Raw genomic sequence first — 22,051 nt, 5'->3', positions numbered from 1 at the left:
CACTTATTGAACATCTCCTTCTCTATTGAAAGCATGGTCTAGGTAATTACACATGAGTACTGAAGTGGTCGCTTCATCTGCACATTCTGATGAAAAGCAACAATCTACGTCTGTTCAGACGCATACACCGGTGGCAAAAGTGAACTTACTTGGCATGTCACGTCCGCAAATGGAAAAATTCTTTGAGGACATGGGAGAGAAGAAGTTTCGTGCCGGTCAGGTCATGAAATGGATTCATCAATTTTTTGTGACTGATTTTGCCGAGATGACCAATATTTCTGGCAAATTACGTGAAAAACTAGAAAAAATCGCTGAAATTAAAGCGCCAGAAGTGGTGCATAAAAACTATTCGAAAGACGGCACGCGTAAGTGGGTGTTCCGTGTTGGGGATGGTGCAGGTTCATTGGTTGAAACTGTCCTGATTCCTGCTGAAGACAAAACTGGTTTACGTAAAACCTTATGTATTTCATCACAGGTTGGCTGTGCACTGGATTGTTCATTCTGCTCAACGGGTAAACAAGGTTTCCAACGTGACTTATCGCAAGCGGAAATCATTGGTCAGTTATGGATGGCCAACTACTCGTATATGGAAGATGTACCAGTGGCAGAGCGTGAGCGTTCTGTGACTAACGTGGTGATGATGGGTATGGGCGAACCCCTCCTTAACTACGACGCGGTACTGCACTCCATGCGTATTATGTTAGATGACTTTGCTTATGGCATGTCTAAACGCCGTGTCACCCTGTCAACTTCAGGTGTGGTGCCTAAAATTGATCAATTGGCGCAGGATATTGATGTGGCTTTAGCTATTTCATTACACGCCACCAATAATGAGCTGCGTGATGAGTTGGTGCCAATCAACAAGAAATATCCACTTGAGCAATTGATTGCTGCATGTCAGCGTTATATCGCCAAAGATGGCAACGAAAGTTCACGTAAACACGTCACTATTGAATATGTGATGCTGGATGGCGTGAATGACAAACCTGAACATGCGCAGCAAATGATTAAATTGCTAAAAGACTTACCAAGCAAAATCAATTTAATTCCGTTTAACCCATTCCCACACGCGCCATATGGTCGTTCAAGCCGTAACCGCATTATTTCTTTCCAAAAAACTTTGTCTGATGCTGGTTTTGTGTGTACGATTCGTCAGACTCGTGGTGATGATATTGATGCGGCATGTGGTCAATTGGTGGGACAAGTGGCTGACCGTACTCGCCGTGCGGAACAGTGGAAAAAGAAAGTTGCAGCGCAAAACGAAATTATGCGTTCGCAAGGATAACTGAATAAGGAGGAAGACTTTGGTGCAACAGGCAATAGTAAAACAGCTTGCTGTAGGGTTCTTTGTTGCGACGGCACTGTTAGTCAGTGGCTGTCAAACCACTTCCTCTTCCACCCCTTATAAAAAAGATCCGACCAAATCGTTGCAGGTCCGCACCCAATTGGCGGCTGAACATTTACGCAATGGTGATTTAGATGCCGCCAAACGCTCGCTTGATCAGGCCTTAGAGCATGACTGGCGTGACAGTAATGCCAATATGATGATGGGTATTTTACTGCAGCAAGAGGGCAGTAAAATCAATTTAGATAAGGCGGAAAGTTATTTTAAGCGTGCGATTAGTAGTGATCCAAATAACTCACAAGCACGCAATAATTATGGCACCTACTTATATCGTCTAGAACGTTATAATGATGCAATTGAACAGCTGACAATTGCAGGCGCTGCGCTCGGTTATGAGCAGCGCTACCTAGCACTGGAAAATTTAGGTCGAGTTTACTTAAAGCAAGGCGATGTGTTGAATGCTGAAAAAACATTCAAACAGGCCTTATCAGTAAATCGCGATTCAACAATTTCAATGTTAGAGTTAGCTGAAATTTTTTATTTACGCGAACAATATGCGGGCGCTACTCAGTTGTATGAACAATTTGTGCATCGAGTGGGTTCACATAATCAAAGTTCACGTGCGCTTTGGCTAGGAATACGTATTGCACGTGCCAATCAAGATCAGCTCGGGCAAAATGCCTTGGTCAATCAATTGCGTGCCTTATTCCCCAATAGTCAAGAATACCAACGTTATCTGCAATTACAGTACAGTACTGAGGCCGTATGGAAATAAATCCTAATTCATCGCAATCGACTGGTTCAAGCACAGCTCCAAACGCATTAGGAAATGTACAACGTCCAGGTGAGTACTTACGTCAAGTTCGTATGAATCAAAAACGTGATTTAGCTGATGTGGCTAAAGCGTTAAATATTCCTGAAAAAACTTTAACTGCACTTGAGCAGGATGATTATAAAGCGCTACCAGAAGCCACCTTTATTAAGGGCTACTACCGTAGCTATGCTAAATTTTTGCAGGTAGATGCCAGCAATATTATTCAGCGTTTTGACGAAATTTATGCCAATGACACGGGGCTTTTGCCGAATCATGCCCTAAACAATTCACCCATTAAAATTATGGGTAAATTGCCAGGTTCTAATCGTGACCGCAATAAAAAATGGTTAAAACGCGCGGCCATCACTATGGCGGTATTGTTGCTACTTTGGGCAGCAATTGCGGCACTTAAGAGCCGTTCGGATGAAGAAGCGCCTGTACCTGCTGAAGAGGCTGTGGAAGTGTTGTCAATGGATGGTTCAACTGTGGCCACCACAGGCGATCAGTTGGCTTTAAGTTTTAATCGTCCAACTTCAGTGCATATCGTAGATGCCACTGGCAAAGTGTTGCTAACAGGCCGTCAAGCGAGCAGCACTACAGTCAGCGGTGAAGCACCATTCCAAATTCGCCTTGATGATGCCACTGCGGTGTCATTAAACTTAAACAATGAAAATATTTCATTGAGCCCATACACTGTGAATGGCAAAGCCGAATTCCGTTTGTCACGCTAATGGCCTAAGAGTATTCTTATGATCGTAAATCCAATTCAACGCCGTCCAACACGCAAAATTCGTGTGGGTTCGGTGTATGTCGGTGGTGATGCGCCGATTAGTATTCAAAGTATGACCAATACAGAAACCTGTGATGTGGCGGCAACGGTAGCGCAAATTCAGCGCTGCGTGGATGCAGGTGCGGATATCATGCGCGTGTCTGTGCCGACTATGGAAGCAGCCGCCGCTTTTGGTGAAATCCGCAAGCAAGTCTCTGTACCGCTTGTGGCTGACATTCATTTTGACTACAAAATTGCTTTAGCAGTGGCTGACCTAGGCGCGGACTGTTTACGTATTAACCCAGGTAATATCGGCTCTGAAGCCAAAATTCGTGAAGTGGTAGCTGCGGCACGTCATAACGATATTTCAATGCGTATTGGTGTGAATGCGGGTTCACTCGAAAAAGACATTCAAAAAAAATACGGCGAACCCACAGGCCAAGCCTTGCTTGAATCTGCCATGCGCCATATTGATATTTTAGATCGTTTAGATTTCCAAGAATTTAAAATTTCGGTCAAAGCGTCCAATGTATTTTTAACCATGGACGCGTATCGTTTGTTATCACAACAAATTGATAATCCACTGCATTTAGGTGTAACCGAAGCGGGTATTTACCGTACTGGTTCAGTCAAATCTGCCATTGCTTTGGGCGGTTTGCTTATGGAAGGCATTGGTGACACCATGCGTATTTCTTTGGCGGCTGAACCTGAAGAAGAAGTGAAGATTGGTTTTGATATTTTAAAATCACTCGGTCTACGCTCAAACGGCATTAACTTTATTGCTTGTCCAAGCTGTTCACGTCAAGAATTTAACGTGATTAAAGTCATGCAACAGCTTGAAGAGCGCTTAGAGGATATCCGTACGCCAATGGATGTCTCTGTCATTGGCTGTAAAGTCAATGGTCCAGGCGAAGCCAAAGAAGCAGATATTGGTGTTGTGGGTGCTGCACCACGTTCATTGGTGTATAAAAATGGTGAAAAGAGCCATTTAATTGATACCAACACCTTAGTTGATGAAATCGAAAGCATGGTTCGTCAACGTGTTACTGAGCTTGAAGAAGCTAAATCTAAAGAAATTATTCGTACAAGTTTTCCTGAGTAGATCATGAGTTCAATCGTCGCAATTAAAGGTTTTAATGACTGTCTTCCAACGCAAACTCCAGCGTGGCGACGTCTAGAACAGCATCTATCTGGCTTGATGGATGCTTACGGCTACCAACAAATCCGTTTGCCGATCGTTGAACAAACCAATTTGTTTAAACGTTCCATTGGTGACGCAACCGATATCGTTGAAAAGGAAATGTATACCTTTTTAGATAAAGGTAATCCACCTGAGTCTTTGACCTTACGTCCTGAAGGCACTGCCGGCTGCGTACGTGCTATGCTTGAGCATAACTTACTGCGTGGTGCGACACCGCGTGTGTGGTATATCGGTCCAATGTTCCGTTATGAAAAGCCGCAAAAAGGCCGTTACCGTCAGTTCCATCAATTTGGTGTGGAAACCTTTGGTGTGGCAACGCCAGATATGGATGCTGAACTGATTTTAATGACGGCACGTCTGTGGAAGCGTATGGGCGTATCGGATAAAGTTCAATTAGAACTGAATACTTTAGGTGAGTCTGATGAACGTGCGAACTATCGTGCAGCATTGGTGGATTTCTTAGAAGCACACAAAACAGATTTAGATGAAGATTCTCAGCGCCGCTTGACCACCAATCCACTGCGTATTTTAGATTCTAAAGATGCCAAAACCCAAAGCATTTTAGAAAATGCACCAAAATTGCATGATTTTATGGGCGAAGAAACACTCGCACATTTCAATCAATTGCAGCAGTATTTAACAGATGCTGGGGTGAGCTTTGTCATTAACCAAAAATTGGTTCGAGGTTTAGACTACTACAACAAAAGTGTATTTGAATGGACCACCACACATTTAGGTTCACAAGGTACAGTCTGTGCCGGTGGTCGTTATGACGGCTTAGTCGGTCAGCTTAAAGGTAAAGCAGATCAATCTGTGCCTGCGGTAGGTTTTGCGATGGGTATGGAGCGTTTATTGCTTCTACTAGAGCAAGTTGGCGAAGCTGAGCCAGTACGTGATTGTGAAGTATTCTTGGTTTCAGAGCCTAGTGCACAAGGTAAAGCTTTAGTATTGGCTGAGCAGCTACGTGATCAATTAGAAGCTGCAGGCAGTGCTATTCGTCTTAAAGTGGGTTCGCAAGGTTCAATGAAATCACAGATGAAAAAAGCCGATCAATCAGGGGCGATCTATGCCTTGATTTGTGGTGAACGTGAATGGGAAAGCGGTCAAGTGTTGCTGAAAAAATTAGCCACTGCTGAGCAAAGTGACGTTGCTTTTACTCAGATCGTACCATTTATGCTTGAACAACTGTCTTCACAATAATATATAAGGAAAAGGGTAATCACATGAGCGCACTAAGTGATGATGAACAACTCAATAGCTTAAAAAATAATACCAAGAAATACGGTTCAGCCGTGGTTTCTGGGGTGTTGGTTGCGCTGATTGCCTATTTCGGTTGGACCTATTGGCAGAATAACCAACTGGCACAAGCACAGTTGGAAACTGCCAAAGTCCAGCAGTTAATGGATCAAGCGGCAACCATTGATGCAACTGATAGCACTGCATGGAATAACTTGACCAAAACTGCAGATGAAATTGTAAAAAAATATCCGGATTCGGCTCAGGCCATTCAAACTCAGTTTATGCTGGCAAAATTAGCTTATGATCAAGGCAATTATGCAGCCGCTGAAAAAGCCTTAAAGAAAGTTGAAAACGCAAAAGTCGATGACCAAGGCTTAACGCAATTGGTTAAATTACGTTTGGCATACAGTCAATTGGCACAAAATAAATATGATGATTCCTTAAAAAGCTTAAGCGCAGTCACAGAGCCTGCCTTTAAAGCTACAGTTGATGAGGCCATGGGTGATGTGTATATGGCCAAAAATGATATTGCCAATGCCAAAAAAGCCTATATGAGCGCATGGGATGCGTTGTTAGAACGTAAACAAGAACGCCAAATTTTACAAATTAAACTCGAAAGCGTCGGCGTTTTAGTAGATGATCCAGAAATCGAACGCCCAGTTTTAGAGACACAAATGGATGAGTCTTAATGAAAATGAATTATAAAATTCCTTTGGCTTTTACCGTTCTAAGCCTTGCACTTGTAGGCTGTTCGAGTAAAGCAGTCAAAGTAGAACAAATAAAACCCAATCCATTACCTAAGATTTCTGCATCGCAAAGTATTGCACCTGTGGCAAGCTATAGCGTGGCAGCAACTGATAAAGTTGACCCATTGCGTTTACAGCTCGGAGTGGCTGATGGACTGGTATTTGCTGCTGATCCTAAAGGCGAAATCAGTGCTTATCAAGGCAAGCAACGTGTGTGGCAAAGCAGTGTGTCAAAAGCCGGCATTAGTGCAGGTACCGCAGTAGGCGAAGGGATTGTGGTGGTGGCCAATAAAAAAGGCCAACTGTTTGCGCTAGATCAGGCTACAGGTGCTCAAAAATGGCAAAGCCAACTGACCAGTGCAGTGCTAGCTCCATCTTTAATTCAAGCCGGGCGAGTGATTACTCTTGCCAATGATGGCACGGTCTTTGCGCATGATGTGGTCACAGGTCAGCAAATTTGGACCTATAATTTACCTAAAGTTGACTTTAGCATGCGTGGCACAGCAGCACCTGTCGCTGTAGATCCGCGTACTGTATTGGTCGCTTGGGCCAATAGTTATGTTTATGTAATTGATACTGTAACAGGTATTCCACACATGCAGCGCCGTGTATCGGTCAATGATGGTCGTTCTGATATTCAGCGTCTTAATGATATTGATGGTGAACCTGTGGTTGCGGGTCGCTATTTAATTAGCACCAGTTACCAAGGTCAAGTGACCGCATTAGATTTGGCCTCACAGCGTGTGATTTGGAGCGAAGACGCATCCAGTCTACGTAGCCCTGTTATATTTGATAACAAAGTTTTTGTGACTCAAAGTACAGGTAAAATCACCGCGCATGACATTACGACAGGTCAGCAGCTTTGGCAGAATGAACAGTTACTTAACCGTCATTTAAGTAACCCTGCTGTACTGGGCAATCAGTTGGTTGTGGGTGATTTAGATGGTGTGTTGCATTTAATTGACCCAAACACAGGCAACTTGGTTGGGCGTGCTAAAACTTCAGGTGAAGTGCGTTCATTGCGCACAATTGACCAACAACTTTATGTTTCTAGTCAAAAGGGCACATATAGCATTTGGCAGAATCGTTAATTTTTTGCACGCTTGTGGTAAACTAAGCACAATCGTATTTTTTACACGGGGACATACATCGCAATGCCCCCGTGTTTTATTTAGTCTTTGACTCATTTTTCTTCCCATTGTTTCTGATGTTCAGGCCACTTGTACTGGCTGATCTTAACTATAAGGTTAATCTATGAAACCCGTAATTGCGCTCATTGGTCGTCCGAACGTCGGAAAATCAACGCTGTTCAACCAGATTACCAAGAGCCGTGACGCATTGGTGGCAGACTTCGCAGGTCTGACACGTGACCGTAAATATGGTGATGCAACTTACCAAAATAAATCTTTCATCGTGGTAGATACCGGCGGTATTGGTGAGAGTGAAGGCGGTATTGACTCATACATGGCAGAGCAATCTAAAACTGCCATTAACGAAGCAGACATCATTATCTTTGTGGTTGATGCGCGCGCAGGCTTACTTGCATCTGATGAGCAAATTGCCCGTGAATTACGTACTTTAGGTAAAAAAGTTTATCTTGTGGCCAACAAAGTCGATGGCGTACACGCTGAAGCGGCTTTGGTTGAATTCTATAAGTTGGGTATGGGCGAACCGATGCAAGTGGCAGCCAGCCACGGCCGCGGCGTACAGCAAATGCTTGAAGATGTGTTACAAGATGTACCTGAAGACGAAAATCCAGAAGATCACGATAAAGACACCGGTTTACGTTTAGCCATTATTGGTCGTCCAAATGTGGGTAAATCAACATTGGTGAACCGTCTACTGGGTGAAGAGCGTGTAGTGGCATTTGACCAACCGGGTACAACGCGTGACTCTGTCTATATTCCATTTGAACGTGATGGCCGTAAATATACTTTAATTGATACTGCGGGTGTACGTCGTAAAGGTAAAGTCGACGAAATGATCGAGAAGTTCTCGATTGTGAAAACTTTACAAGCAATTAAAGATGCCAATGTGATTGTGGTGGTGATTGATGCGCGTGACGGTATTGTAGAGCAGGATTTACACTTAATTGGTTATGCCCTAGAAGCAGGTCGTGCCATGGTGATTGCGATCAACAAATGGGACAACATGTCTGAATATGATCGTAAACAATGTAAATTGGACGTGGAGCGTCGCTTTGACTTTATTCCATGGGCCAAAGTGCATTTAATTTCTGCACTGCATGGTACAGGTGTAGGTGATCTTTATCCTTCAATTCACCGTGCTTATGATTCATCACGCTTAAAAGTTTCTCCTGCCAAAATTACACAAATTTTGCAAGATGCCACCGAAGCACACCAACCGGGTATGGTTCAAGGTCGTCGTATTAAAATGCGTTATGCGCATATTGGCGGTCAAAACCCACCAACGATTGTGATTCATGGTAACAAGGTAGATAAAACGCCTGCGGATTATCGTCGTTATTTAGAAAACGTGTTCCGTAAAGTGTATAAACTTGAAGGTACGCCAGTAAAAATTGAATTTAAAACCTCAGAAAACCCATTTGAAGGTCGTAAGTCACAAATGGACGAGCGTGCTGCTGCGCGTAAACGTCGTTATGTACAGAAATTTAAGAAAGCTGAGAAGAAATTTAAACGCTAAGTTTTTCTTTTGCTTGAGCTTAAGCCCAGTCTAGATGACTGGGTTTTTTCTTTACAATAAACACAAAATAGATGAGTACATTTTGATGCAACAACTGTTAGAGATTATGCGTGAATTACGCGAAAAATGCCCTTGGGATCGTGAGCAAACGCCACTTAGCCTGACCCGTTACGCCATTGAAGAAGCCTATGAGGTCGAAGATGCTGTGCGCAGTGGTCAGCTCGATGACATCCGCGATGAACTGGGCGATTTATTGTTACAAGTGGTGTTTCAAGCGCAAATGTATAGTGAACAAGGTGCCTTTGATTTTAATGATGTAGTCAATGCCATTAGCCAAAAGTTGATTCGTCGTCATCCGCATGTTTTTGAGGCAGAACAATTTGAGCAGCTGAGCCCTGCGCAAGTCTCTGAGTTATGGCAGCAAATTAAAGCCCAAGAAAAACAAGGCAAGCTGCACGCGCGTTTAGATGAAATTAAACCTGGCCCAAGTTTACAACAAGCTGAATATATTCAAAAAAATGCTGCAAAAATTGGTTTTGATTTTGCCAATGTGCAAGACGCTTATGACAAATTAGAGGAAGAACTCGGTGAGCTAAAGCAAGCCATGCTCAACCAAAATTCCGATGAAATTCAGGATGAGTTTGGCGATTGTTTATTCTCACTGGTCAATGTTGGGCGTAAACTAGGAGTATCAAGTGAAACTGCATTACTTGGCACTATCCATAAGTTCCGCACACGTTTTGCCTATATTGAACAACACGCTGAACTACAAGGCAAAAGCATAGACGACATGAGCTTAGAAGAAATGGATCAATTATGGGAGGCAGCCAAGCAGCAAAGGAGATAAATGATGCGAATCATTTGCATGCTGATGGTATTGTGTGTTGCTGCTGTAGCACACGCCAATCAAAAATTTGATCAAGACTATGCCAAATGGCAAGCGCAGCAACAGGCCATTGATGCACGTTTAAAAGCGCAAAAAGCTGGCCAAGATCCGAATTATTATTTATCAAAACCGAGTTTATCTCAATCGGGCGCCACTGGACCTAAGGTCAACATCAATAGTGCTTCCGTTACAGAGTTACAGCAACTCTCTGGCGTGGGTCAGAAAAAAGCCGAAGCGATTATTCAATATCGTGAGCAAAATGGGCGCTTTAAAAACGTCAATGATTTACAAAATGTCAAAGGCATTGGGCCAAAATTATTGGAGAAAAATCGTGCACGCTTGGCTTTATAACAGAATTTGCAAAAAAAATGCTGATCTAGGCCCGCTTCGATAATTTCTGTTCGATTATCAAATTGCCCTTTGATGGTGTAAGCGATATGATTAGCGACATCTTAATACATTACGTTCAGACGTAGGAGACAGCGTCTTTTGCAAACCTTGCGCGCGTCAAAATGCGGTTTATCTACCGCACAATTACCTTCTTATATTTTAGATGTCATCGATGCTTTAACTAAAGCGGGTTATGAGGCCTATATTGTGGGCGGTGGTGTTCGTGACTTAATGCTTGGTCTTAATCCAAAGGATTTTGACGCTGTCACTAATGCGACCCCAAGCCAAGTTAAAGAAGTATTCGGTCGTCGTTGCCGAATTATCGGTCGTCGTTTTGAGTTGGCTCATGTCTATTCTGGTCGTGAGCTAGTTGAGGTCGCGACTTTCCGTGCGCCACCTAAAAAAGCGGTCACCTCTGCTCAAGGCATGATTTTACGTGACAACAATTGGGGTACGATTGAGCAAGATTTTGCGCGCCGTGACTTTTCAATTAACGCGATGTACTACCAACCGCGTAAAGGCATTGTCTTAGACTTTTGTAATGCGGTCGACGATATTAAACATAAAACTTTACGTCTACTGGGCGATCCGCAAACGCGTTTTGAAGAAGATCCTGTGCGTATGCTGCGTACACTACGTTTTGCCGCCAAATTAAACTTTAATATTGCGCCTGAAATTTTGGATGTCTTTACACCAGAATTAACACAATTATTACGTGATGTGTCACCGCATCGTTTATACGATGAATCACAAAAATTATTTACTATGGGCCACTTAAATCGAGTGATGCCTATGCTGATCGAATTTGGTATTTGGCAACAATTATTTGCTGATATTAAACCGCGTATTAGCCCATTTATTGAACGTGCGGCAAAGAATACTGATCAACGGATTTCAATCGGTAAAACCATCAATCCTGCCTTTTTCTATGCTGTATTGCTGTGGGAGCAATTCCAAGAGCGCTGTGATTTTTATCAGCATAAAGGTGTTGTTGCCGCAGAAGCACGCGCGCAAGCAGGTCTAGACGTGCTCAAACGTCAAAGCACGCGTACGGTTATTCCGCGTTTTGCTGAAACCTTTATTCGTGAAGTATGGGAAATGCAAACCCGCTTACTCAATCCAAAGCCACAGCAAATTGAGGCCTTATCGGGGCATGCACGTTTCCGTGCTGGTTTTGACTTCCTATTGTTACGTGAAAAATCAGGTGATCATAGCACGCAAGGGATGGGCGAATGGTGGGATGCTTATCAAGTGATGAGCGGTGACCAAAAAGAACGTGCCATCAGTCAATATAACCGTCAGCGTGCCAAAAGCCGTCGTAGCAAGGGTCAAGAAGAGGTGGTGGCTAAAGTTCAACTACAAGAACTTGAGCCATTGGTACAAGAGCCTGAATCACGTAGCCGTCGTCAGCGTAAGGCCAAACAAGAAGTACAAGCCAAAGTGGAACGTTCTGTGGCGTCAGGTTCAACCGACGGTAGCATTGGTTCAGATCATCCAATTTTAAAGCGTAAACGCGTACAGCGTGATTTAAGCCAAGTGATTTTTGGACCAACGCAATGATTGTCACTTATATTGGCTTAGGCAGTAACCTAGGGGATTCACGCGAGATTTTAGCTGAAGCAGTAGCCAAGTTATCCAGCTTGGGTAATGTTAAAACCTCAAAGCTGTATCAAAGTCCACCGATGGGACCGCAAGATCAACCGGATTATTTGAATGCAGTGGTACAACTGACTACTGATCTTGCACCTTTAGATTTATTAGATCAATTACAACGCTTTGAACAAGAAGCGGGTCGAGTACGTTTACGCCATTGGGGTGAGCGGACTTTAGATCTGGACTTGTTACTTTATGGCGATGAGCAGATTCAACATGAACGTTTAACTGTGCCGCATGTGGGTGTACTTGAGCGTGAATTTGTTTTATTGCCGCTGTTAGATCTTGACCCATTTTTACAAGTTCACGGTCAAACACTACAACATTTAAGCCGAGTTCAACATGCCACCTTAACTGTGTGTGCAGAGCATAACTGGGCTCAACTTTAAGATTTTTTGAGGGAAGTCCTTTTTACTTCCATAGAGGAATAGCTACATGATCAGTCTAAGCGATTTGCGTAAGTTCAAAGCTGAAGCACGTAAATTTTCATGTCTTACTTGTTATGACGCCAGCATGGCCAAAGCCATGGAAATTGCCCAAATCGATAGTATTTTGATTGGTGATTCGTTGGGCATGTCGATTCAAGGGCGTGATTCGACTTTACCTGTGACCGTAGACGATATGGCCTATCATACAGCTGCGGTACGCCGCGGTAACAGTCATGCATTCATTATGACTGACTTGCCATTTATGAGCTATGCCACTTTAAATGATGCTTTGCAAAACTCACGTACCGTGATGCAAGCAGGCGCGCAAATGGTCAAAATGGAAGGCGGTGCTTGGCTTTCTGAAACCGTTGAAGTTTTAACCCGTAATGGTATTCCGGTATGTGTACATTTGGGTTTAACCCCACAATCAGTGCATGTGTTAGGTGGTTATAAGTTACAAGCGCGTACCCGTGAAGCTGCTGATCAACTGATTGCAGATTGTAAAGCGGTGGTTGAGGCAGGTGCTGCAGTTTTATTACTTGAATGTGTACCGGCACAGTTGGGGCAAGAAATTAGCCAATTATTCCCAAATACCCCTGTAATTGGAATTGGCGCGGGCAATGCCACAGACGGACAAGTTTTGGTTGTACAAGACATGCTTGGTTTAACATTTGGTCGCGTGGCAAAATTTGTACGTAACTTTATGAAAGAGCAAGCAGGGGAAACTGCCATTTTAGATGCTTTTAAAGCCTATCATGCTGCAGTATTAGACGGATCTTTCCCAGCGAAAGAACAAACCTTTCAGGTAGAACTGTAAACAATGAAAACAGAAACCACAATTCAGGGTTTAAGCGCATCATTAAGCCCAGCACGTGCAGCACGCAAAATCATTGGCTTTGTACCAACGATGGGTAACCTACATCAAGGTCACTTAAACCTCGTTCGTGAAGCGAAAAAATTATGTGACGTGGTGGTCGTAAGTATCTTTGTGAATCCTATTCAATTTGGACCTAATGAAGATTTTGACAGCTATCCGCGTACGCTCGAGCAAGATCAGCGTTTATTGGCTGAAGTGGGCTGTGACATTGTCTTTGCGCCAACTGTTGAACAAATGTATGGTACTCAGCCGCGTTTGACCAATATTTCAGTCGCTGGCATTACAGAAGATCTATGCGGTTTACAACGTCCAGGGCATTTTGATGGCGTGGCGGTTGTGGTGACCAAATTGTTTAATATGGTACAGCCAAAATATGCATTCTTTGGTGAAAAAGATTACCAACAGTTGGCAGTGATTCGTCAGTTTGTGCGTGATTTAAATATTCCGCTTGAAGTCATTGGGGTGCCGATTGCTCGTGCAGAAGATGGTTTAGCCTTAAGTTCGCGTAATGGGTATTTAAGTCCAGAACACCGCGCGATTGCCCCAACCATCTATCAGAGCTTAAAAGCAGCCCAAAGTCAGCTCCATGAAGGTGTGGCTTTGGCTCAAGTGTTAGAGGTTCTAGCTCAAACTTTAACTGATGCCGGTTTTATTGTGGATTATGTTGAAGCACGTACGCCTGAACTTCACAAAATCGAACAATTTGAACAAGATATTGTATTGTTTGTTGCGGCAAAATTAGGTGAAACTCGTTTAATCGATAATTTACAGGTTAAACATAGCGCTTAATTTTAAAGGGAACATTGCCATGAAACGGATTTTAATCGTTACAGGACAATCAGGCTCAGGTAAATCATCTGCCTTACAGGTATTGGAGGATTTGGGCTATTACTGTATTGATAATTTGCCTTTGGCACTGTTACCTGAAATTGTCGCAAAACTCGATTATGAAAATAATCTTGAACTGTTAGCATTGGGTGTGGATGTACGTAGCACCCGTGCTGACTTGCAAGAATTTGATGATGTGTTCGCTTTGTTGCAACAACATGGTGAAGTGGAAGTCATCTTTTTAAGCACGCAAGACAAAGAACTGTTTGCCCGTTTTAGTGCTTCACGGCGTCCGCACCCTTTATCCAACCGCTTCCAAAGTTTAAGTCTTTGTATTCAAGAGGAAAAAAATCTTCTTCTTCCTATCCAAATGCGCGCCACGGTGAGCATTGATACCACAGATAAAAGCGTCCATGATTTAAAGCATGTATTGTTGTCTAAACTTGGACAAAACGAACGCTTGGTTTTAATTTTACAATCCTTTGGCTATAAACATGGTATTCCATTGGATGCCGACTATGTTTTTGACGTACGCCATTTACCCAATCCGCATTGGGATTTAGAATTACGTCAATACTCAGGACTTGATCAACCGGTACAAGATTTTTTAGTACAAAGTGATCAAGTACATGAGATGTTTAATGATATTTATCAGTTTTTAGAAAAGTGGTTGCCCACCTTTGCAGAAGGGCATCGCCATTATATGACCGTATCCATTGGTTGTACCGGTGGTCAACACCGTTCTGTATATATAGTAGATAGACTAAGGCAAGCCCTTGAGGCAAAATGGTCTATTCAAGTCCTCCACCGAGAAATGAAGCACTGGTCATGATCGACACAACTGTTGACGTAATTAATAAACTAGGTTTACATGCGCGTGCATCTGGTAAGCTGATTGAAGTCACCACCAAATTTCGTTCGTCGATTCAAATTGGCAAAGGTGATAAATTAGTAGATGCAAAAAATATTATGTCTTTGCTGATGCTTGGTGCGGGCAAGGGCACAACTTTACGCTTAGTGATTGAAGGTGCAGATGAAGAAAAAGCTTTATCTGAAATTCAAGCACTGTTTGCAGCAAAATTTTACGAGGCAGATTAATCGTGGCACGTCGACCATCCCGTTTTACCGAAGACGACTTTGAGTCTTTGGAAGGACGTGCAAGTAAAACCGAACAGAAAAAAGCCGTACAACGTATGGCCGCTTTAGGTGAGCAGCTTGCACAGCTTAATGTTAAGCAGATCAATAACCTCCCAGTTGAAGAACGCTTAATTGACGCACTGCTAGACGTACGTGCGATTACTTCAGGCGAGGCACGTCGTCGTCAGTTTTTACGTATTGGTAAATTGTTGCGTAATGAAGATGAAAGCATGATTTTGTCTTATTTAACCCCGCAACAAGGTGCTAAGAAAACTGCGCAATTACAGCGCTGGGTTGATCGTATGATTAACCAAGGCGAACCGGTGATTAAAGAGTTTATGAAAGCCCATAATGCGGCGGAGCATCATCCAATCCGTCAGCATATTTTGCGTATTCATCGTGATATGGCAAAACAAGTCTCTGCAGAAGAACTTGCGGCTTCAAAGTTAAAATTATTTAACTATATTCAGCAAGTGGCGCTGATTTCAGATAATTAAAAAAAGCGGCTTTGGCCGCTTTTTTATCGTATACCGCCATATTCAATGCCTGTTAACGCACTGATCTCGTGTTTAAATGTACTTAAATCTGCCAAGCTAAATTGATTTAAATGATGATGACCACAAGCACGTGCCATCACTTGCATCAGTTCTACTGAGGCATGTAAAAAATTGGCCAACTGTTGTGCTGACTTTTCAATTTCAAGGCGTTGACGTAAATGCTCTTGCTGTGTCGCAATACCTACAGGACAGTCATTGCTTTGACAAGCGCGCATGCCTAAGCAGCCAATCGCTTGCATAGCAGAGTTGGCAATGGCAATCGCATCTGCACCCAGTGCTAAAGCCTTAATAAAGTCGGCAGGGACACGTAAACCACCTGTAATGACTAAACTGACATCACGACGACCTAAACGGTCTAAATGGCGCCGTGCACGTGCCAGCGCTGGAATGGTTGGGACTGAAATATTATCACGGAACAAGGTTGGAGCTGCGCCTGTACCACCGCCACGACCATCTAAAATAATATAGTCCACGCCAATGGCAAGCGCGGCATCAATATCTTTTTCGATATGCTGAGCGGAGAGTTTAAAGCCAATCGGAATGCCACCCGTTTCTTCACGTATATAAGCTGCAAACTCTTTATACTGCGACAGTTCACTCCAATCTGGGAAGGTTGCAGGGGAAATCGCAGCTTGACCTGCTGTTAAGCCACGCACTTCGGCAATTTTACCGACCACTTTATGCCCCGGTAAGTGCCCACCTGTGCCGGTTTTGGCGGCTTGACCACCTTTGAAATGGAAGGCTTGGCATTTTTTCACTTTCTCGATGTCATAACCAAAGCGACCTGAAGCCAATTCATAGAAGTAGCGTGAGTTAGCGGCTTGTTCATCTTCTAACATGCCACCTTCACCTGAGCAGATGCCTGTACCTGCTATCTCAGCACCGATGGCCAAAGCCGTTTTGGCCTCTTGTGATAAAGCGCCAAAGCTCATATCTGAAACAAATAAAGGAATATCAAGAAGCACAGGTTTTTTGGCATTGGGGCCAATCACCACTTGAGTTTTAACAGGAGCATCATCCAACAAGGGTACTTTCCAAAGCTGGGCTGTGACCAGTTGAATATCTTCCCATTTTGGCAGCTTGTCAAAAGCCACGCCCATGGCAGCAGTTGGTCCATGATGACCGTAATTTTTTAAGCCATGACGGGCCAAATCTAAAATAAAACGGTTATGCGGTTCTTCAGGTGCTGCTTGTGAGTCAGCATATAAACCTTGGTAACGTTCACGGTTAAACTGCTGTGGATTACGCTGTTCCCATGCAGCAATTTCTTCAACATCGACCATGACCTGATCGTTTTCAATCCATGCCTTAAATTTTTGTAAGTTTTTATTTAAATAACGTGGGTTAATGCCAGTTTTATACACGTAGTGCGAGCCATGTAGGCCACAGACAATCTTATTGCCTTGAATATGCGCATCAGACATTAAAGCACCACGATGCTGACAACGACCATACATCACAATGACCTGTTCAGGATCATCATCGGGTAAACGTAGTACCACCAAATCCACATTGGCAGCCAAAGCATAGGTGGGTGTTAAAACAGCAAGGGAAGACCAACAAAGTAAGGATTGTTTTTGCATAATGACCTGCCTAAATTAAATTAAATAGGATGGGGTCTTTTTGTTTTGATATGTGAAAAAATAAACCCGAATAAAAAGGTTCTTGACCAACATAATCAGTTTTGTAAGCAAAAACAGCCGGCAGATGTAATTAAATATGTAAGGCAGAATCAGCAATTGGCGCGCATTGATACTGATTTAACGGTTTATTAAAAGTGCGAAGCCGTGTAAAATTTTACACGATTTTTATTTATCCACCGTTTTTATCTTTTGAGGGTTTCCCTCGATCATAATCTCGCGGTGATATGCTCTATTGTACGGGGCATCACTCCTTAAGGATTTTTTATGCCAATTATCACTTTGCCAAATGGCGATCAAAAACAATTTGATCAAGCCGTATCTGTGATGGATGTTGCGCTGAGCATCGGTCCGGGTCTTGCAAAAAATACAGTTGCAGGCCGTGTGAACGGTCAGCTGGTTGATGCATCTGACTTAATCACTGAAGACGCAACCTTACAAATCATCACGCCTAAAGACGAAGATGGTGTGCATATCATCCGTCACTCTTGCGCGCACTTAGTGGGTCACGCGGTTAAGCAATTGTTCCCAGAAGCAAAAATGGTGATTGGTCCGGTCATTGAAGATGGTTTTTACTACGATATCTTCAGTGAAAAGCCATTTACCCCAGATGATATGGCCTTAATCGAAGAGCGTATGAAAAAGCTTATCGATCAAGATTACGACGTGATTAAAAAAATGACGCCGCGTGATGAAGTCATTGCAGAATTCACCAAACGTGGCGAAGACTATAAATTACGTTTGATCGAAGACATGCCCAACGAGACACAAATGGGCTTGTACTACCATCAAGATTATTTAGATATGTGCCGTGGTCCGCACGTACCTAACACTAAATTCTTAAAAGCATTCAAACTAACCAAAATGTCGGGCGCTTACTGGCGTGGTGATGCGAAAAACGAACAGCTTCAACGTATTTACGGTACCGCGTGGGCAGACAAGAAACAGCTTGCAGCGTATGTAAAACGTATTGAAGAAGCAGAAAAGCGCGATCACCGTAAAATTGGTAAAGCGCTTGATTTGTTCCATATGCAAGAAGAAGCACCAGGTATGGTATTCTGGCATCCAAATGGTTGGACCATTTACCAAGTGCTTGAACAATACATGCGTAAAGTGCAACAAGACAACGGTTATGAAGAAATTCGCACACCGCAAGTGGTTGACTTCACGTTATGGGAAAAATCAGGCCATGCTGCAAACTATGCAGACAACATGTTTACCACCCATTCTGAAAACCGTAACTACGCGGTTAAACCAATGAACTGTCCTTGTCACGTACAAGTGTTCAACCAAGGTTTAAAATCGTACCGTGATTTGCCAGTACGTCTAGCTGAGTTTGGTTCTTGTCACCGTAACGAACCATCAGGTTCATTACATGGGATTATGCGTGTACGTGGCTTTACCCAAGATGACGCGCATATCTTCTGTACCAAAGAACAAATTGGTCAAGAAGTGGCAAACTTCATTAAATTGACCTTAGATGTGTACAAAGACTTCGGCTTTGAAGACGTACAAATGAAGCTCTCTACACGTCCAGAAAAACGTGTGGGTGATGATGCACTTTGGGACATGGCTGAAAAATCTTTGGCAGATGCTTTAGATGCAGCAGGTCTTGAATGGGAATTACAACCGGGTGAAGGCGCGTTCTACGGTCCGAAAATTGAATTCTCATTAAAAGACTGCTTAGGCCGTGTATGGCAATGTGGTACGATTCAATGTGACTTTAACTTACCAGAGCGTTTAGATGCCTCTTATGTCACAGAAGATAACGACCGTGACCAACCGGTGATGTTGCACCGTGCGATCTTAGGAAGTTTCGAACGCTTCATTGGTATCTTAATTGAACACTATGCAGGCTTTATGCCACCATGGTTAGCGCCAATTCAAGCATGTGTGATGAATATTACAGATTCACAAGCCGAGGCATGTGAGTCAGTCGTCGCAAAACTTAAAGAAAGCGGTATCCGCGCGATTTCAGACTTGAGAAATGAGAAAATCGGCTTTAAGATTCGTGAACGTACTTTAGAACGTATCCCTTACTTACTGGTTCTAGGTGACCGTGAAGTTGAGGAAGGTACTGTTAACGTACGTACCCGTTCAGGGAAAAATTTGGGTACTATGTCAATCGATGCTTTCGTTGACTTAGTGAAAGTAGCCGTTGCCGAACGCGGCCGGTACATTGTGGAGTAAAAGCGATTAAACAGCCTGACCGTAATCAACAGGGCGGTAAATCAAACCGTCCTGCTTTGAATGATGAAATTCGTGCTAAAGAAGTTCGTCTTGTAGACGAAAATGGTGAGCAAAAAGGTATTGTAAGCTTAGCTGATGCAGTACGTGCTGCAGAAGCTGTAGATCTTGACTTGGTTGAGATCGTAGCCAATGCTGAGCCACCTGTTTGTAAAATCATGGACTTTAACAAGCATTTGTTTGATCTCAAACAAAAGCAGAAAGAAGCGAAGAAAAAACAACATCAAGTACAGGTGAAAGAAATCAAACTCCGCCCTGGTACTGATGTTGGTGATTACAACGTAAAATTACGTGCAATCATCAAGTTCCTTGAAGAAGGCAACAAGGTGAAAATCACTTTACGCTTCCGTGGTCGTGAAATGGCACACCAACAATTGGGTCTTGCGCAACTACAAAAAGTTGAAGCTGACGTAGTTGAATATGGTGTTGTTGAACAAGCGCCAAAAATGGAAGGCCGTCAAATGGGTATGCTACTTGGTCCTAAAAAGAAAAAGTAAGCACTCATGAGAAAAAAGCGCTGCAATTGCAGCGCTTTTTTTATGCCTTATTCTGAAATGACTTCTGCCGTTACATTCTCAATCTGTTCGAGTTTACGACCAATTGGAATTTGGCGCGGAAGTTTTTCTTCAGGAATAATACGTTGCAGATCAATGGCTAAAAGTCCATTTTGATAGTCCGCCTGTTGCACCTCAATATACTCATCTAAACGCAATGACAGTTTAAAGGCGCGGCGTGCAATGCCTTTATGCAAAAATTCAACTTGCTCATTGTCTTGAGCTTGTGGCTGTGCACTAATGCTTAAAACACGGTTTTCAAGATGAATCGCAAGTTCATCTTGGGCAAAACCAGCCGCTGCCACCACAATACGATAGGTATTATCACCGCGTTTTTCGATATTATACGGTGGATAATTGGGGGTATCGCTTTGCATTGCATAGTCAAAGAAATCGTTTAGACGGTCAAAGCCAATACCACGACGGAATAATGGGCTTAGAGTCATGTTACTCATTGATAAAACCTCCTAAGGTTAGCAAAGTCATATAAATAAGTGGCTGTAATAGAAATTCACAACCTGACGCTTAACATCATCACAGATCGTTTGCGTAATTTTTATATCGGTATGCGCTAAAAAATTTCAAGTTTTACTTCAGCAATTTTTTGCAGTGTTTTACACAATTTGTTGACGGCTTTGTAAGCAAAAGCATGCTATAAAAAAAGTCGTTCTACATAGAGATGGAGTTTCACAGGCTAATGATTGATTTATATTATTGGGGTACACCCAACGGCCATAAAATTAGTATTGCTTTAGAAGAAATGGGTTTGGACTACCAAATTTTCCCCATCAATATTTTAAAAGATGCGCAATTTCAGCCTGAATTTTTAAAGATTTCACCCAATAATAAAATCCCTGCCATTGTTGATCAGCATGGGCCGCGCGGTGAGCCGATTTCGATTTTTGAATCGGGCGCGATTTTGCAATATTTAGGCCGTAAAACGGGTTTATTTTATCCAACTGATGAAGTCGAGCGCGTAGAAGTCGAGCAATGGCTCATGTGGCAAATGGGCGGTTTTGGCCCGATGCTGGGTCAGAATCATCATTTTAGCCGTTTTGCACCAGAACGAATTGCCTATGCGACTGAGCGCTATGTCAATGAAACCAAACGTCTATATCAAGTGTTAAATACACAGCTGACTGGGCGAAAATATGTGGCAGGTGAGTATTCGATTGCGGATATGGCAATTTTGCCTTGGATTTTACGGCATGAATGGCAGCAGATTGATTTAGCAGATTATCCGTATGTGCAAGACTATGTCACACGCTTAACTGCGCGGCCAGCTGTACAACGCGCCTTGAGCATTCAGGTCAGCGCCTAAATCTGCTACTATGCGCAGGATTTTTTTTGAATGGTCTTGATCAATGCAGCAGTTTTTCTTAAATCTTACCCGTATTATTGAAAACAACGCACGGATCTATTTAAGTATTATTTTTGGTATTGCTTTGTGCTTATTGCTGTTTGTGGCAGAAGCGGTGCATGTGCAAAAAATTGCCGAAAGCCTTGCGACCAAAGATCAAGGGATATTACGTGAGGCGATTCAGCCGATTGCACAGCTTTATACATGGGCACGTATTGCGGTGCTGATTTTAATGTGTATTTGGTCAAGCCTTGAATATAGTCTGACTAAAAAGCGTTTAGGCTTGTAATTTGGCTTTATTGTTATTATTTGTCAGTGCCTTTGGTGCAGCGACCTTATTACCACTGCAATCAGAAGCAGTCTTACTGACTTTATTTGCTCAAACCAGTTATGCTCCGATTTTACTGATTAGCGTGGCAAGTATTGGTAATATTTTAGGCAGCTGTGTCAATTGGTGGCTTGGTGTTAAAGCCGAACAATACAAAAATAAAAAATGGTTTCCAGTTTCAGATCAAAAGCTGCTAAAAGCCCAAAAAATCTATCAGCGTTATGGCTTTTGGTCATTGCTGCTCAGTTGGACACCGATCATTGGTGATCCAATTACCTTAATTGCGGGTTTAATGAAGGAAAACATCATCCGATTTTTACTCTTGGTGAGTGTGGCAAAAATCGGACGTTATGTGTTTATTTATCTGGCTTTTTTAGCGTGGTAATAT

The 22,051-nt window shown here is 42.9% G+C and carries 24 protein-coding genes; 22 read left to right on the top strand and 2 right to left on the bottom strand.

Annotated elements, in window-relative coordinates; genetic code table 11:
• Window positions 1-52 precede the first annotated feature (52 nt).
• From rlmN to yjgA, 17 genes are all read left to right on the top strand, one after another.
• Window positions 53-1,285, top strand: coding sequence for a dual-specificity RNA methyltransferase RlmN (gene rlmN, locus AC5YCD_RS10845; protein ID WP_496130044.1), 1,233 nt, complete (start codon window positions 53-55; stop codon window positions 1,283-1,285).
• Window positions 1,286-1,304: 19 nt separating this feature from the next.
• A complete protein-coding gene (gene pilW / locus AC5YCD_RS10840) occupies window positions 1,305-2,120 on the top strand; it encodes a type IV pilus biogenesis/stability protein PilW (protein WP_496130043.1) in 816 nt (271 codons plus the stop codon).
• On the top strand, window positions 2,111-2,890 hold the full coding sequence (locus tag AC5YCD_RS10835; RefSeq protein WP_496130042.1) for a helix-turn-helix domain-containing protein: 780 nt from the start codon (window positions 2,111-2,113) through the stop codon (window positions 2,888-2,890). The genes pilW and AC5YCD_RS10835 overlap by 10 nt, the downstream gene beginning before the upstream one ends.
• An 18-nt stretch (window positions 2,891-2,908) precedes the next feature.
• Window positions 2,909-4,030 (top strand): flavodoxin-dependent (E)-4-hydroxy-3-methylbut-2-enyl-diphosphate synthase, encoded by a 1,122-nt coding sequence (gene ispG / locus AC5YCD_RS10830; RefSeq protein ID WP_496130041.1) that lies wholly within the window; start codon window positions 2,909-2,911, stop codon window positions 4,028-4,030.
• Between the two features lie 3 nt (window positions 4,031-4,033).
• Window positions 4,034-5,329, top strand: a complete 1,296-nt coding sequence (gene hisS / locus AC5YCD_RS10825) for a histidine--tRNA ligase (RefSeq protein WP_496130040.1) — start codon at window positions 4,034-4,036, stop codon at window positions 5,327-5,329.
• Window positions 5,330-5,352: 23 nt separating this feature from the next.
• Complete coding sequence (locus tag AC5YCD_RS10820) at window positions 5,353-6,057, top strand: YfgM family protein (RefSeq protein WP_496130039.1); 705 nt, start codon at window positions 5,353-5,355, stop codon at window positions 6,055-6,057.
• A complete protein-coding gene (gene bamB, locus AC5YCD_RS10815) occupies window positions 6,057-7,205 on the top strand; it encodes an outer membrane protein assembly factor BamB (RefSeq protein ID WP_496130038.1) in 1,149 nt (382 codons plus the stop codon). The genes AC5YCD_RS10820 and bamB overlap by 1 nt, the downstream gene beginning before the upstream one ends.
• A 163-nt stretch (window positions 7,206-7,368) precedes the next feature.
• Window positions 7,369-8,778 (top strand): ribosome biogenesis GTPase Der, encoded by a 1,410-nt coding sequence (gene der, locus AC5YCD_RS10810; RefSeq protein ID WP_496130037.1) that lies wholly within the window; start codon window positions 7,369-7,371, stop codon window positions 8,776-8,778.
• Between the two features lie 85 nt (window positions 8,779-8,863).
• A complete protein-coding gene (gene mazG / locus AC5YCD_RS10805; protein WP_496130036.1) occupies window positions 8,864-9,625 on the top strand; it encodes a nucleoside triphosphate pyrophosphohydrolase in 762 nt (253 codons plus the stop codon).
• Between the two features lie 3 nt (window positions 9,626-9,628).
• A complete protein-coding gene (locus AC5YCD_RS10800) occupies window positions 9,629-10,015 on the top strand; it encodes a ComEA family DNA-binding protein (RefSeq protein WP_496130035.1) in 387 nt (128 codons plus the stop codon).
• A 138-nt stretch (window positions 10,016-10,153) separates the two neighbouring features.
• A complete protein-coding gene (gene pcnB / locus AC5YCD_RS10795; RefSeq protein WP_496130034.1) occupies window positions 10,154-11,614 on the top strand; it encodes a polynucleotide adenylyltransferase PcnB in 1,461 nt (486 codons plus the stop codon).
• Window positions 11,611-12,096 carry a 2-amino-4-hydroxy-6-hydroxymethyldihydropteridine diphosphokinase gene (gene folK, locus AC5YCD_RS10790; protein WP_496130033.1) on the top strand — a complete coding sequence of 162 codons (486 nt, stop codon included), beginning with the start codon at window positions 11,611-11,613 and terminating at the stop codon, window positions 12,094-12,096. Before pcnB ends, folK begins: the two co-directional genes overlap by 4 nt.
• A 46-nt stretch (window positions 12,097-12,142) precedes the next feature.
• Complete coding sequence (gene panB / locus AC5YCD_RS10785) at window positions 12,143-12,952, top strand: 3-methyl-2-oxobutanoate hydroxymethyltransferase (protein ID WP_496130032.1); 810 nt, start codon at window positions 12,143-12,145, stop codon at window positions 12,950-12,952.
• A gap of 3 nt (window positions 12,953-12,955) precedes the next feature.
• Window positions 12,956-13,801, top strand: a complete 846-nt coding sequence (gene panC / locus AC5YCD_RS10780; protein WP_496130031.1) for a pantoate--beta-alanine ligase — start codon at window positions 12,956-12,958, stop codon at window positions 13,799-13,801.
• A gap of 19 nt (window positions 13,802-13,820) precedes the next feature.
• Window positions 13,821-14,672, top strand: coding sequence for an RNase adapter RapZ (rapZ, locus tag AC5YCD_RS10775; RefSeq protein ID WP_496130030.1), 852 nt, complete (start codon window positions 13,821-13,823; stop codon window positions 14,670-14,672).
• On the top strand, window positions 14,669-14,938 hold the full coding sequence (locus AC5YCD_RS10770) for an HPr family phosphocarrier protein (RefSeq protein ID WP_154772117.1): 270 nt from the start codon (window positions 14,669-14,671) through the stop codon (window positions 14,936-14,938). The genes rapZ and AC5YCD_RS10770 overlap by 4 nt, the downstream gene beginning before the upstream one ends.
• Window positions 14,939-14,940: 2 nt before the next feature.
• Window positions 14,941-15,474, top strand: coding sequence for a ribosome biogenesis factor YjgA (yjgA, locus tag AC5YCD_RS10765; protein WP_496130029.1), 534 nt, complete (start codon window positions 14,941-14,943; stop codon window positions 15,472-15,474).
• Window positions 15,475-15,497: 23 nt separating this feature from the next.
• Here the strand turns inward: yjgA and AC5YCD_RS10760 are convergent, their stop codons facing one another.
• Window positions 15,498-17,117 (bottom strand): glutamate synthase-related protein, encoded by a 1,620-nt coding sequence (locus tag AC5YCD_RS10760; protein WP_496130028.1) that lies wholly within the window; start codon window positions 17,115-17,117, stop codon window positions 15,498-15,500.
• A gap of 324 nt (window positions 17,118-17,441) precedes the next feature.
• Between AC5YCD_RS10760 and thrS the strand changes: the two genes are divergently transcribed.
• Both thrS and infC read left to right on the top strand, forming a co-directional pair.
• Complete coding sequence (thrS, locus tag AC5YCD_RS10755; protein WP_496130027.1) at window positions 17,442-19,364, top strand: threonine--tRNA ligase; 1,923 nt, start codon at window positions 17,442-17,444, stop codon at window positions 19,362-19,364.
• A 5-nt stretch (window positions 19,365-19,369) separates the two neighbouring features.
• On the top strand, window positions 19,370-19,918 hold the full coding sequence (gene infC, locus AC5YCD_RS10750; protein ID WP_168401791.1) for a translation initiation factor IF-3: 549 nt from the start codon (window positions 19,370-19,372) through the stop codon (window positions 19,916-19,918).
• Window positions 19,919-19,965: 47 nt separating this feature from the next.
• Here the strand turns inward: infC and AC5YCD_RS10745 are convergent, their stop codons facing one another.
• Window positions 19,966-20,430 carry an Hsp20 family protein gene (locus AC5YCD_RS10745; RefSeq protein WP_496130026.1) on the bottom strand — a complete coding sequence of 155 codons (465 nt, stop codon included), beginning with the start codon at window positions 20,428-20,430 and terminating at the stop codon, window positions 19,966-19,968.
• Window positions 20,431-20,672: 242 nt separating this feature from the next.
• Between AC5YCD_RS10745 and AC5YCD_RS10740 the strand changes: the two genes are divergently transcribed.
• Genes AC5YCD_RS10740 through AC5YCD_RS10730 form a run of 3 tightly spaced genes read left to right on the top strand, consistent with a single transcriptional unit; the run spans window position 20,673 to window position 22,048 of the window.
• The gene (locus AC5YCD_RS10740) at window positions 20,673-21,296 is read left to right on the top strand and encodes a glutathione S-transferase N-terminal domain-containing protein (RefSeq protein ID WP_496130025.1); all 624 of its coding nucleotides are present in this window, start codon (window positions 20,673-20,675) and stop codon (window positions 21,294-21,296) included.
• 43 nt (window positions 21,297-21,339) lie between these two features.
• The gene (locus tag AC5YCD_RS10735; RefSeq protein ID WP_496130024.1) at window positions 21,340-21,624 is read left to right on the top strand and encodes a hypothetical protein; all 285 of its coding nucleotides are present in this window, start codon (window positions 21,340-21,342) and stop codon (window positions 21,622-21,624) included.
• A gap of 1 nt (window position 21,625) precedes the next feature.
• Window positions 21,626-22,048, top strand: a complete 423-nt coding sequence (locus tag AC5YCD_RS10730) for a YqaA family protein (RefSeq protein ID WP_496130023.1) — start codon at window positions 21,626-21,628, stop codon at window positions 22,046-22,048.
• The last annotated feature ends 3 nt before the right edge of the window (window positions 22,049-22,051 follow it).

This window comes from Acinetobacter sp. CY05, assembly GCF_059515805.1.
This window is presented reverse-complemented; position numbering and strand designations above follow the sequence as displayed.

Bases quoted from the DNA above. Each gene is read 5' to 3' on its own strand.
- rlmN (WP_496130044.1), top strand. From the start codon at position 53: ATGAGTACTGAAGTGGTCGCTTCATCTGCACATTCTGATGAAAAGCAA.
- AC5YCD_RS10835 (WP_496130042.1), top strand. From the start codon at position 2,111: ATGGAAATAAATCCTAATTCATCGCAATCGACTGGTTCAAGCACAGCT.
- ispG (WP_496130041.1), top strand. From the start codon at position 2,909: ATGATCGTAAATCCAATTCAACGCCGTCCAACACGCAAAATTCGTGTG.
- hisS (WP_496130040.1), top strand. From the start codon at position 4,034: ATGAGTTCAATCGTCGCAATTAAAGGTTTTAATGACTGTCTTCCAACG.
- AC5YCD_RS10820 (WP_496130039.1), top strand. From the start codon at position 5,353: ATGAGCGCACTAAGTGATGATGAACAACTCAATAGCTTAAAAAATAAT.
- bamB (WP_496130038.1), top strand. From the start codon at position 6,057: ATGAAAATGAATTATAAAATTCCTTTGGCTTTTACCGTTCTAAGCCTT.
- der (WP_496130037.1), top strand. From the start codon at position 7,369: ATGAAACCCGTAATTGCGCTCATTGGTCGTCCGAACGTCGGAAAATCA.
- mazG (WP_496130036.1), top strand. From the start codon at position 8,864: ATGCAACAACTGTTAGAGATTATGCGTGAATTACGCGAAAAATGCCCT.
- AC5YCD_RS10800 (WP_496130035.1), top strand. From the start codon at position 9,629: ATGCGAATCATTTGCATGCTGATGGTATTGTGTGTTGCTGCTGTAGCA.
- folK (WP_496130033.1), top strand. From the start codon at position 11,611: ATGATTGTCACTTATATTGGCTTAGGCAGTAACCTAGGGGATTCACGC.
- panB (WP_496130032.1), top strand. From the start codon at position 12,143: ATGATCAGTCTAAGCGATTTGCGTAAGTTCAAAGCTGAAGCACGTAAA.
- panC (WP_496130031.1), top strand. From the start codon at position 12,956: ATGAAAACAGAAACCACAATTCAGGGTTTAAGCGCATCATTAAGCCCA.
- rapZ (WP_496130030.1), top strand. From the start codon at position 13,821: ATGAAACGGATTTTAATCGTTACAGGACAATCAGGCTCAGGTAAATCA.
- AC5YCD_RS10770 (WP_154772117.1), top strand. From the start codon at position 14,669: ATGATCGACACAACTGTTGACGTAATTAATAAACTAGGTTTACATGCG.
- AC5YCD_RS10760 (WP_496130028.1), bottom strand. From the start codon at position 17,117: ATGCAAAAACAATCCTTACTTTGTTGGTCTTCCCTTGCTGTTTTAACA.
- thrS (WP_496130027.1), top strand. From the start codon at position 17,442: ATGCCAATTATCACTTTGCCAAATGGCGATCAAAAACAATTTGATCAA.
- AC5YCD_RS10745 (WP_496130026.1), bottom strand. From the start codon at position 20,430: ATGAGTAACATGACTCTAAGCCCATTATTCCGTCGTGGTATTGGCTTT.
- AC5YCD_RS10740 (WP_496130025.1), top strand. From the start codon at position 20,673: ATGATTGATTTATATTATTGGGGTACACCCAACGGCCATAAAATTAGT.
- AC5YCD_RS10735 (WP_496130024.1), top strand. From the start codon at position 21,340: ATGCAGCAGTTTTTCTTAAATCTTACCCGTATTATTGAAAACAACGCA.